At 36.7% G+C, this 11178-nt stretch carries 10 protein-coding genes, 1 tRNA gene and 1 pseudogene; all 12 read right to left on the bottom strand.

Annotated features, from left to right (window positions below):
* Window positions 1–2349: type I restriction endonuclease subunit R (locus tag ADH92_RS05105; RefSeq protein WP_049497612.1), on the bottom strand; the 2349-nt coding region annotated here is incomplete at its 3' end.
* A gap of 1 nt (window position 2350) precedes the next feature.
* Window positions 2351–3493 (bottom strand): HEPN domain-containing protein, encoded by a 1143-nt coding sequence (locus ADH92_RS05100; RefSeq protein WP_049497609.1) that lies wholly within the window; start codon window positions 3491–3493, stop codon window positions 2351–2353.
* Window positions 3483–4805, bottom strand: coding sequence for a restriction endonuclease subunit S (locus tag ADH92_RS05095; RefSeq protein ID WP_049497605.1), 1323 nt, complete (start codon window positions 4803–4805; stop codon window positions 3483–3485). Before ADH92_RS05095 ends, ADH92_RS05100 begins: the two co-directional genes overlap by 11 nt.
* The gene (locus ADH92_RS05090; protein WP_049497603.1) at window positions 4786–5487 is read right to left on the bottom strand and encodes a hypothetical protein; all 702 of its coding nucleotides are present in this window, start codon (window positions 5485–5487) and stop codon (window positions 4786–4788) included. Before ADH92_RS05090 ends, ADH92_RS05095 begins: the two co-directional genes overlap by 20 nt.
* A pseudogene (locus ADH92_RS05085) lies at window positions 5480–6706 on the bottom strand (HsdM family class I SAM-dependent methyltransferase); the annotation flags it as partial. The pseudogene ADH92_RS05085 and the gene ADH92_RS05090, both read right to left, overlap by 8 nt.
* 21 nt (window positions 6707–6727) lie before the next feature.
* Window positions 6728–7279: a type I restriction-modification system subunit M N-terminal domain-containing protein gene (locus ADH92_RS11410; protein WP_239681851.1), complete on the bottom strand. Its 552-nt coding sequence runs from the start codon at window positions 7277–7279 to the stop codon at window positions 6728–6730.
* A gap of 425 nt (window positions 7280–7704) precedes the next feature.
* Window positions 7705–7776: transfer RNA gene (locus tag ADH92_RS05080), tRNA-Arg, on the bottom strand.
* Window positions 7777–7819: 43 nt separating this feature from the next.
* Complete coding sequence (gene rplS, locus ADH92_RS05075) at window positions 7820–8167, bottom strand: 50S ribosomal protein L19 (protein WP_021153086.1); 348 nt, start codon at window positions 8165–8167, stop codon at window positions 7820–7822.
* A gap of 123 nt (window positions 8168–8290) precedes the next feature.
* Window positions 8291–9454, bottom strand: coding sequence for a chloride channel protein (locus ADH92_RS05070; RefSeq protein WP_204373624.1), 1164 nt, complete (start codon window positions 9452–9454; stop codon window positions 8291–8293).
* Between the two features lie 46 nt (window positions 9455–9500).
* Complete coding sequence (locus ADH92_RS05065) at window positions 9501–9773, bottom strand: chorismate mutase (RefSeq protein ID WP_049497600.1); 273 nt, start codon at window positions 9771–9773, stop codon at window positions 9501–9503.
* A gap of 63 nt (window positions 9774–9836) precedes the next feature.
* Window positions 9837–10280 (bottom strand): flavodoxin, encoded by a 444-nt coding sequence (locus ADH92_RS05060; RefSeq protein ID WP_003007049.1) that lies wholly within the window; start codon window positions 10278–10280, stop codon window positions 9837–9839.
* Window positions 10281–10396: 116 nt separating this feature from the next.
* Complete coding sequence (locus ADH92_RS11405; protein ID WP_239681850.1) at window positions 10397–11083, bottom strand: hypothetical protein; 687 nt, start codon at window positions 11081–11083, stop codon at window positions 10397–10399.
* Window positions 11084–11178 lie beyond the last annotated feature (95 nt).

Genomic DNA, 11178 nt, shown 5'->3' with positions numbered 1-11178 from the left:
ATCTTGTTCTATGCTAGCTTTGCTATAAAGACCAGAAACTTTAAGAACGTCTTCATCAGTATAAATTTTGTACTTACGAATTTTTTCTTTAGCATCATAAAGCATATTGGGATCAATAGCCTTATCAAGACTGGAAACTTCATAAAATGGTTGAAATGCTTTTTGAATTTCTTCTGCTGTATTTTTAAAATCCAAAATAAATGTATCTGATTTATTAGTTGTCGTTCGATTAAGGCGAGATAATGTCTGAACAGCTTTGACACCACGAAGTTTCTTATCTACAAACATTGTATGTAACAATGGTTCATCAAAACCTGTTTGATATTTTTCAGCAACAATTAAAATATTGAAGTCAGCCCCATGAAAGACTTCTTTTAATTGATTTTCCTTTACATGAGAACCATCTTTAAGAATATTTAAACCAACTTCATTGTAGTAATCATCTCCATCAATAACGTCACCTGAAAAAGCTACTAGAACTCCTATATCACGATATCCCTTTTCATCAATATATCGTTTAAATTCATTTAAGTAACGAACTGCTGCCAAACGAGAACTCGTTACAACCATTGCTTTCCCTCTACCACCTATACTATGACGTGTCTTTTCTCTAAACGTCTCAATCATAATCTCAGTTTTCTGAGCAATATTATATGGGTGGAGGTCAGCATAACGAGTGATAATTCGCTTGGCAGTTGAAGGTGGAAGCTTTGGATCATCCTCAACCAACTTAGCTATCTTGTATGCTGTATGGTATGTCATGTAATTTTTTAAAACATCTAAAATAAAGCCTTCTTCGATAGCTTGTCTCATTGAATAAACATGAAATGGAACAAAACTACCGTCAGCTTGCTGAGTTCCAAACATTTCCATTGTTTTCACTTTAGGAGTTGCTGTAAAAGCATAGAATGAAATATTTTCATGTCGTCCCTGTCCAAGCAAAATAGTATTTAATTCATCTTCTTCGTCACGTGCTTTTGAAGCTTCTTCTTCATCAAACTCTTCCCACTCTTTTAAAGCATCCTCTGTGTCTGATAATGCTCTTCTCAATTTTTGAGCTGCTGTTCCTGTCTGTGAAGAATGTGCTTCATCCACAATGACAGCGAAACGTTTGCCTTTTGTTGAATCGACTTCCTGATAAATAACTGGGAATTTTTGCAGGGTAGTTATTATGATTTGGCGACCATCATTTATTGCTTTCAACAAATCCTTAGAAGATTTGTTGTCTCCAATAGTCTCAACTAGACCTGTTGTAGCATCAAATGAGGTTATAGTATCTTGCAATTGCCGATCTAGTACTGTTCTATCTGTAACAATTATAACTGAGTTAAACAAGGGTTGATTCTGATCATTGTGAATTCTCTGTAAGTGATAAGCTAACCAGGCAATTGAATTAGATTTTCCAGAACCTGCTGAGTGTTGAATCAAATAATGATTTCCAGAACCGTTCTGTTGAGTATCTTCTACTAACTTTTTAACAACATCTAACTGATGATATCGTGGGAAAATCAACGTTTTCTTCTCAATCTGTTTTCCAGACGAATTCTTTTCAATCTTAACTTCTAGATTCATAAATCTCTGAATGATATCTAAGAGAGCATCTTTTTGTAAAACATTGTGCCAAAGATAGGCTGTTATATAATCGTCATCACGTTCGGGATTCCCAGCACCACCTACATTACCAGCACCATTCGAGCCTTGATTAAACGGTAGAAAATAGGTCTTATCTCCAGCTAATTTCGTAGTCATCCAGACCTCGTGAGTATCAACTGCGAAGTACACAAGAAAACGACGATTAAATTGAAAAACCAATTCTTTTGGATCTCTATCAAACATAAACTGTTTTTTTGCATGTTCTACAGACTGATTCTTAAACTGATTTTTCAGTTCAAGAGCTACCAGGGGTATACCATTTATAGACAAAACGATATCAATTGTATTTTTGTTATGCGGGCTATAAGCAAACTGACGTGTAATCGTAGTTTTATTCGCTTGATAAGCAAGACAAAGTTGATCATTTAAAGTCGAAGACGGTTTAAATTGTATTACTTTAAATTTACAGCCTCTATCCTGCATACCATTACGTAGTACATGTAAAATCCCATGGTTATTAACTTCTTGTTCAAATCTCTTGAAAAAAGAGCTTTCAGGATTTACTCCAACTACCTTTTTGTAACGTTCCCACATTTTACTCTGTGTTTCCTGAACATAGGTTAAAAGAGCATATAAGTCGAGACCTTTAGTCGCATCATAGTTTGAGTCTTGAAATTTAGTTTTTATCCACCCACCCGCTGGTGAACTTAACCAAGTTTCAATATCTTCTTCAAATCGTTTTTCATTATCTTCCATATTATTCCTTATCTTCTTCATCGTTTTCCGATGAACTTTCTTGCTCATCATTTCCTAACACACCTATCTGAGGAATAGTTGTATTTTGCATTATTTTTGATATACGTTCAGCATGAGAATTAGCAATCTCAGCCATAGCAGGTGCAATGGTTTTGTAAATATCAATTCTAGGAATAGTTATACTCTTCATTGCCTTTGTTATTGTTTCTCCTAACAGAATTGCATTGTGGGCCTGTATTGTCTTTGTGTAGGCTTCAACCGCTTTTTGAAATTGTTTCGACATTTCAAGAAGTCCTTGTAGTGCAACAGTTGAAACCTTTGTATTTTGGTAAAATTTTCTTTCAAGTAGCTCATCTTGAATTTGGTGAAATTTATTAGCATAGGTCCGAACTTCATTTTTACAGAACTTCCAATCATTAAAGCTCATTTCTTTATGGTGGGCGACCTTATTTCGGACATTTCTAATCTTCGTTATGACTTCTTCATCAATATCATACTTAGGTAGTAAGGGCTTTATATTCACTTCCCACAGACTTCTAAATTCTATCTTTTCAGCTATTTTTGAGAGTTTTTCGTATAGATTGCTATCTTTGCTAATACCATAAAATTCATAAGATTTACCAACTAATAGCCAATCTTTCGCAAACAAGAGTTTTTCTAGTTGACTCAAATCTAAATCTTCAACATAAGCATTTAAGGTTTGTTTTTTCCGTCCATCGGTGGCAGCTGTCACATCATAAAAATGGTAAATTAAATAAAATATTTTCCTTAAATTGGTTTCATAATCAAGAAGAGTCGAGTAACACTTTTTCGCATAATAGGCTGATAAATCAGCAGAGTAGAGAGTTACTTCAAAATGTTGACTCAAGACTCCACTTATCCTTGCCCTAAACTTATCATAGAAATATGTCTTCCTCCAGTGGATATCAACTGTCGCTTTTAGTCGACAATGAAGAATATTATCTGATTTTCTGATGATTGTTTTAAATTGTAGCGGATTATCCTCTGGGAAATAGTAAGTAAGCGTATTGGTTTTCTCTAACCGATTAATGTCATGAACCCTTTCAAAGGATTTCCAAAATAGCTGGCGTAAGTCTCCGTCTTGGATTTTTGGTTTTAACAATAGTTCAAAATCAACTTTCATAGCCTTCCACCTGCTTTTTCCCTGTCACATACTCATAAATCATTGATTTTTTATAGCTTTCAAACTCAAAAATGAGATTTTCTTTTTCCGCTATGATAGTGTCAATTTGGGCTGTTTTTTGGTCGAGGTAATTGGCGATAGAATTTTGTTCATCTCTATTAGGCAACAGTATTAACATACTCTTTAGAATTTTTTGAGAAATACTAAAAACTTTAACACCTGATACACGTGACCCTACTTGTTTCCTGTGCAATTCGCTTGAAAAATAATAAGCTAAATATCTAAAATTTATTCTAGTTTTATCAATAATTCTAGCTATTATTGTATGATACCCTGCAAATGCAATCCCATCTGACGTAAGTGAAGAAAAATTACCACTTCCACTAATATCTTCTGAAGTATCTGCAAAAACAAAATCCCCTTGGTTTAATAATGCATTCTTTTTACTCTCTAAATAAAAATTACTTATAAACGGAAGTTGATTTATTTTAGGATTAAAGTAAACTGGGTACTTTGAATGAATTTGACCATAGTTTATAACAGGGATACCAGTTTCAGTTAGGTTTTCCTTTGTAATACTTAGTCCTTTTGAGTAGGAAAGTATATTTTTACTTCTCACTACTTCCCATCCCTCAGGAATATCTCCAATCCAATCAATGCCAGATGGTACTAATGTTACATTTGGGTCAAGTCCCTTTGTGACAATTTCTGTAATCAACGATTGCTTATAGGCTTTTAATTCCTCGATGGATTTCTTGCTATCGCTAATAATCTCATCAATCAAGGCTGTCTTTTCATCAAGAAATGTCGCTATTTTTTTTTGAACAGTTTTATCAATAGGATAAACATATTTTAAATTTTTGAACTCATTTTTATTCAAATCCCATTGACCAATTCTAAGACCTGCAGATATTCTCCTATATTCTTGTTTATATGCTGGGTTACGTAAAGCGTAGTGTAAAAAGCGTAAATCAAATCGCTCGTTATCAACTTCAAAGGTATAATAAGCCGGTGATACTATACCTCTAAGATTAGAAATAGCCATTGAACCTTGCCAAGCTTTCATTTTATTAATTACCAAATTACCCGGACTAACAAATTTATATCCTGATGTATCCAATGAAGTTACATTGTGATTATCAGAACGTGAATTTTTTGGAATAATACCATAATCTCGATAAAGAGATAACACTTCTTCATTAGGATATCCCTTTATTGATATTTCGTTTAAAAAATATCTTGATTTTAAAACTTCCCACTCTTCAGGGATTGAACCTATCCATTTGATACCACTATCTTTCATCTGACTCATTAACATCTCCCCTCGTGATTTCATTTAACCGAATTAAAAGCACAATCCCTAAATGCAATAGAAATTTTTTTCTAGATTCATCAAATTCGGAATCTCTTTCTTCTAATGCTTGCTTGTGACTATGTCTAAAAACTTGCAATTGTTTGCGAAAATTCTTCAATTGACCTTCTGTAAACAAACCATAAAAACTAGATTCGTCTACTGAGAGGAACTTACCATTAGATAATTTCATAAGATTCTCAATCACTTCAGCAATTGTTCTTAATTTCTCATCATCAGTTTGTTGTTCCCATGTCGCATCTCTAAGAGAGATTTTTTTAATAATAGTCTGTAAATCGTCAGGTACTGGCTGAAGGGTTATGTCGTCTTTAAGAATATCTAACCCTAAGATTAATATGCGTCTCTCATCCCACGAGACTGTACCTAAAAATCCACGTTCCTTTTGAATATGAGATCTTATTTTATTATAAGCAAAGTCATAAAGAGTGCTTGGAGATTTTAATGCGTTAGGAAATTGTATTATTCTATACCCCTGACTATCTAAATACCGACGAATAAGTTGAAATTCAGTATTCAAAGTCCTATTTTTGTAATATTTTTCATTATCAGGACTAATTAATTCTTTGAATCTTTCAATCATTTCATTATCATCAAAGTAAATAAACTCATCAAGTTCAATCATCTTTTTCTTCGCCTCTTTGATCAATAAGGGTTTTAAAATTCTTAATGATTCTCTCTTCTAAAGTTTTAATGCGTTGAGAAATATCTTTTGAACTTTCTGGCGCTTGATATTTGTAAAACAAACGTGTAAATGGAATCTCAAAACCAATCTTTGTTTTACTTTTATCAACCCAAGCGTCTGGATTGAAAGGCAGTACTTCTCTATTGATGTAAGTATCAATATCTTCTGTCAGAGGAATATCCTCAGTATCACGCTTGCTAGTATCAGGTTCTGTTTTCCCATTTTTCTTTCTGATAATATTGCCACTTTCATCATATAGAGGTGTTTCAACAACAACTTTTTGATAACCAAAAAAATCATTATTAAATATTTTAGACTCTACAATCGAATCATCTTCACTATAAACTTTATTAGCAAATTCTCCATAAGCCTCTACAATTAGTTCTCGGCGTTTCTTATCAATATCCACCTTCTTTTCACCAATATTTTTACGACGCTTAACAAATGCTTTACTTGCATCTAATAACTGCACTTTCCCCTGTCGTTCTTTATTTTTATTTTTGGTTATAATCCAAATATAGGTAGAAATTCCAGTGTTATAAAACAAATCTGTCGGTAGTTGGATAATAGCTTCCAGCCAGTCATTCATAATTACATATCTACGAATTTCTGATTCTCCACCTCCTGCATTACCAGAAAATAGTGCTGAACCATTATGGATAATTGCCATACGTCCTGTATCTTTTAATTTAGCGATACCATTTAGTTGGAAAAGAAGCTGACCATCTGAAATCTTAGGTAAACCGACAGCAAAACGGCCTTTTTCTCCTAAATCTGCTTCTGCTTTTACAGCACTCTGGTCTTTCTTCCAATCGATACCAAATGGAGGGTTTGATATCAAATAATCAAAAGTATAACCTGAAAAAGCATCTTTTGAGAGAGTTGATCCTAAGGCCATATTATCTGGATTTCCCCCACGAATCATAGTGTCTGCTTTTGCAATAGCATAGGTTTCTGGGTTTAACTCTTGACCAAACGTTGTTACATCTGCATTAGCATCTAACGCTTTAATTCGCTCCATCATAGCTGAAAGCATTTGAGAGGTTCCCATTGTCTGATCGTAAATAGTTCTTACAATAGCTTTATCTGATGGCTTTTCATCAATCAAGAGGATATCTGTCATCAGATAAATAATATCTCGACTAGTAAAGTGCGCTCCTGCATCTTCTCCATAGCTTTCTTAAAAACGACGAACAAGTTCCTCAAAAATGTAGCCCATGTCTGTTGAAGTCACTGTATCCGCTCCCAGATAGGCCTTTTGACTATTAAATTCTTGAATCACTGAATAAAGCGCATCATTATTCTGCATTTTAGTGATTTCCTTATCGAATTCAAAATTCTCTAAAATATCTTGAACATTTTCTGAGAAACCATTAATAAATGACCTAAAGTTTTCTTCAATGTTCTCTGCATCAGACAGAAGTGTATCAAAAGTAAAGTTGCTAGTATTATAGAAACTATAGCCTGAAGCATCTGATAATTTACGATTTTTAATCTGGTTAACTTTGATAGTTTTTACCTTCTCTACAGTCTCCAGAACAGCTTCTCGAGTAGGAAGCAAAGTATCATGAAGTCTTTTAATGACTGTCATAGGTAATATTACCTTACCATACTCATGTGGCTTATATAGACCACGTAGAATATCAGCTGTCCCCCAAATGAGAGCAGCCTTTTTTTGAATATTAATTGTAGTTTGCTTTTGATGTTCATTTTCCGTTTTAATGTTCGACATTATTCTACTCCCACTTAAATAAATTATTAAAAAACTTGTAATCGCTTTTATTGTATCATATTTTATGTAACATTAAAAATTTAAAAAAGCCACTAATGATAGTGACTATAAGGTTTTTGAATAGTTTAGACATTAGAATTTCATAATTTATTAAAATATATTTTTATGCTTACTTTCTCCTATTATTCCACACCATGGATATCTTATGAACTTGATCAAAATTTGGTCAAAAAAAGAGTGTGGGACAAAAATCGGTAATTCGTTAGAATTCGATTTCGTTGTCCCACCTCCGCACAGTTGAGTAGGGCTGTAAAAGCTGATGAAATCAGCGTAGTAGAGCCCACTCAACCACTGCGTCTTGCTCAACAATCCAAAAACAATAAAGAGGCTAGGACTTTTGCCCCAGCCTCTTGTGATTGAATTATTGTCCCCTGCCGGAATCGAACCAGCAACTACTCCTTAGGAGGGAGTTGTTATATCCATTGAACTAAGGGGACCGATAAAAAAAGAAGCGAGATCACTCCCGCCTCCTTGTTCGTCTTAACGACGGATTTCTTTAATACGAGCTGCTTTACCTTGCAATGCACGAAGGTAGTACAATTTCGCACGACGTACTTTACCGTAACGTACAACTTCAATCTTGTCTACACGTGGAGTGTGTACTGGGAATGTACGTTCAACACCGACACCGTTAGAGATTTTACGAACAGTGTACATTTCAGTGTGTCCTTGACCTTTACGAGCGATAACAACGCCTTCAAAGATCTGGATACGTTCACGAGATCCTTCGACAACTTTCGCGTGTACACGAACAGTGTCACCAGGACGGAATGCAGGGATATCAGTACGAAGTTGACCTTCTGTCAAACTTTGGATTAATGGATTCATTTTATTCTCCTATCTTCGTCAATCTTGAGGGACCTCCCTCAGCGGATAAACTGTATTTTTGTGCTTCCATTACGCACAAAGACTATCATATCAGATATTTTTAGGTTTGTAAAGCTCTTTTCTCTACTTTTTTGCAACTTTTTGACCGGAATAAATGCTCCACTCTTTTGGCAGGCAATAGGCGATAGCACAGGCGATAACAAAGAAAGGAAGATTGCCATACCCAAAGACCTCTCCTCCGATGAAGATCGGTGCGAGCAAGGTCGTGGTCGCACTGCCAAAGACACTGGCATAACCAATAGCGGCCACGACTAAGACGGGTAAGCCCAGCATAGGAGCAAGAAAGACTCCAAGCGTAGCTCCGATCGCAAAGAGCGGTGTCACTTCTCCCCCTTGGTATCCAGCTGAAATCGTCACCACGGTAAAGAGAAGCTTCAAGATCCAGTCATAACTCTGCGCACTGCCCTGATGAAAAGCCACATCAATCAGATTGGTTCCAAGTCCACTATAAGTGCCGACCTTGGTCAGCTGGAGGGTCAAGAGGACCAAGCTGAGTCCAGCCCCTATAAGGGCAATCCGGATATAGGGATTAGGCAGGACTTTCGCGACTGTTTTCTTCAACCAGGAAAGGCTAACTGCAAAGAGTTTCCCAGCAAGGCCAAAAGCCAGGCCAAGAAGGGCAACTTTGATCAAGTTCTCTGGTGTCCAGCTCAGCGTTTCTTTTAGTGGCACAGCAAATTTCTCCAAGCCAAGGGCATGAGAGGTGAAGCTAGCCACGATTGAGGCGATGAGCGCAGGATAGAGAGCTATCAACTGCAACTCCCCAACTGTCAAGACTTCAAGGGCAAAGAAGGTTGCTGCGAGTGGCGTCTGAAAGAGCCCCGCAAAACCAGCTGCCATCCCAGTCATGAGAAAAATACGCGAAGCATCTGGAATCTTGATATGACGGGCAAAACGATGCGAAAGGGTCGCTCCGATCTGAACCGCTACACCTTCCCGACCGACTGAACCACCAAAGAGATGGCTCATCCAGGTCGTCAGCATAATCAAAGGAACCAAAACCAAGGGGATTCTCTCCTCACGCGCGTGTCCGACATCAAAGATCAGGCCCATCCCTTTTGAAGCCTTGCCACCAAAACGTTTATAAAGATAAACGATGACAAGCCCCGCTATGGCTAGAAAAAGAATCAAGGGCCAATGCTGGCTTCGGAAATCACCGATCAGGAGAAGACCTTGACCAAAAATCATGTCAATGGCACCGACCAAGAGACCAATGAAAAGAGCCATCCCTGTTAGGACCACATACTGTGGTGCTTTTTGCTTGATCGATAGACTAGTCACGCGCCCTCACCTCCTCTTGGAAGTCTCTCGAGCGCTTCATCATATCTTGAAACTGAGCTTGAATAGTCGAACGATACTGCTCATCCGTCACGAGAGAGCCAACTTTCTCAAGCACCTCTCTTTCCCTTCCTTGATCGAGCACAGGTAAGCCCTGTTGCTCCTTATATTCTACAATCTGACCGACACAGACCATCCGTCTTTCCAGCAAGGCTACTAGCTCTTGATCGATCTGGTCAATGTCCTTACGAATCTGATCTAAATCCATGTGTCTCCTCTTTATTTTGGATATAAATCGAGGCTGTAAACTATTGATCCAGCCTCTTTGTCTTTAATTTGCTTTTGCTACGAGTTCTTCTGCAAAGGCTTCTAATTTTTCAATGTCTTCGTCTTCTGCAGACAAATCAACTTTGACACACTCAGAGCCTTTTTCAGCACCAGTCGCAGCGAAGCAACGGTCGAAATCATCAACTGCTTTACAGAATTCATCGTAGAAGGTATCACCTGATCCTACCACACCGTAAAGTTTGCCTTTGAGATCAAGGCCAGCCAAATCTTCGTAGAAATCTTGGATCTCATCTGGAAGCTCTCCATCACCGTAAGTATAAGTCGCTACCACTGCGATATCCGCATCAAGGAAGTCCTCCGCATCCACAGTTGTACACTCATCCACATCTACTTCGACACCAAGATCACGGAATTTGTCCGCTACGATATCAGCAATTTCTTCAGTATTTCCAGTCATACTAGCAAAAACAATCTTCGCTACAGTCATAATTTCCTCCCAAAAGCTATTTCCCGTATTATACCACTTTTTCAAGCATTTTGCACGAAACCTTTCCCAAGAAGATGAAAGAAGGGGCACGTTTCAAGAAATTGGACCGATTCAACCTAATCGCCCTTGTTCTCTTCTTGAATTGCTTTAATATCTTCGATTTCTTCATCCAATCTCTTATCAAAATCAGACTTATTTTTGAAGGGATACGAATATGTGCGCCAAGTGTACCATTTTAGTCCTTCTTCACCCTTATAGTACCACTCAATTTTTGTTGGTCGAAATTCTTTGTTGTAGGTGATACAAACCTTGGTGAATTGAAGTTTTTTATTTAAATAAATCGCCTCAAATTCTGGCGGATATTCCTCTTTCATCAATTTTTCATCCACAAATCTTTTCGGTGAGCCAGTAATTTGATAGTTGGACTTCTTAATTTCATCAGTAGTAATTTTCTTACTTAATAGAACTGATGATAATTCTTCATTTACAGCAGATTTGTAATACTGTTTACGATCCCAGTCCTCTTTATATCCACCATAAACTGTATCGTCTTTCACTGCAGTTTCATCATTATAGTAATATTCCTTTTTCTCAAGGTCCAACCCAACCTCAAAATGCTCATCGGTAGAATCTCCCATTTTAATCATAATAAATTGCTTTTTCTTTAAAACATTCAATGCCGGTTGATTGTTACTACAACTACTTAGGAATACTGCAATAAGCATTACGATCAACACTACTACAATTGTTTTTGGAAATTCTAACCATCGTTTTCTTTTCATTGATTGTTTAATTTCTTTCATCATCTCTCTCATTCTAACAAAATATCCATACAATGTAAAACCGCCTCCACTGACCCTGCATAGTGATAAACGCTTGCTGTATGGGCCTTTTTTAT

The sequence above is a fragment of the Streptococcus parasanguinis genome (assembly GCF_001073155.1).
GTDB lineage: Bacteria > Bacillota > Bacilli > Lactobacillales > Streptococcaceae > Streptococcus > Streptococcus parasanguinis_D.
The sequence above is the reverse complement of the archived record's forward strand: the minus strand, read 5'-3'. Positions and strand labels throughout refer to the sequence as shown.

Coding starts and splice junctions, on each gene's coding strand:
- ADH92_RS11410 (WP_239681851.1), bottom strand. CDS start 7,279: ATGTCGAACATTAAAACGGAAAATGAACATCAAAAGCAAACTACAATT.
- ADH92_RS05100 (WP_049497609.1), bottom strand. CDS start 3,493: ATGAAAGTTGATTTTGAACTATTGTTAAAACCAAAAATCCAAGACGGA.
- ADH92_RS11405 (WP_239681850.1), bottom strand. CDS start 11,083: ATGAAAGAAATTAAACAATCAATGAAAAGAAAACGATGGTTAGAATTT.
- ADH92_RS05065 (WP_049497600.1), bottom strand. CDS start 9,773: ATGGATTTAGATCAGATTCGTAAGGACATTGACCAGATCGATCAAGAG.
- rplS (WP_021153086.1), bottom strand. CDS start 8,167: ATGAATCCATTAATCCAAAGTTTGACAGAAGGTCAACTTCGTACTGAT.
- ADH92_RS05095 (WP_049497605.1), bottom strand. CDS start 4,805: ATGAGTCAGATGAAAGATAGTGGTATCAAATGGATAGGTTCAATCCCT.
- ADH92_RS05090 (WP_049497603.1), bottom strand. CDS start 5,487: ATGATTGAACTTGATGAGTTTATTTACTTTGATGATAATGAAATGATT.
- ADH92_RS05070 (WP_204373624.1), bottom strand. CDS start 9,454: ATGGCTCTTTTCATTGGTCTCTTGGTCGGTGCCATTGACATGATTTTT.
- ADH92_RS05060 (WP_003007049.1), bottom strand. CDS start 10,280: ATGACTGTAGCGAAGATTGTTTTTGCTAGTATGACTGGAAATACTGAA.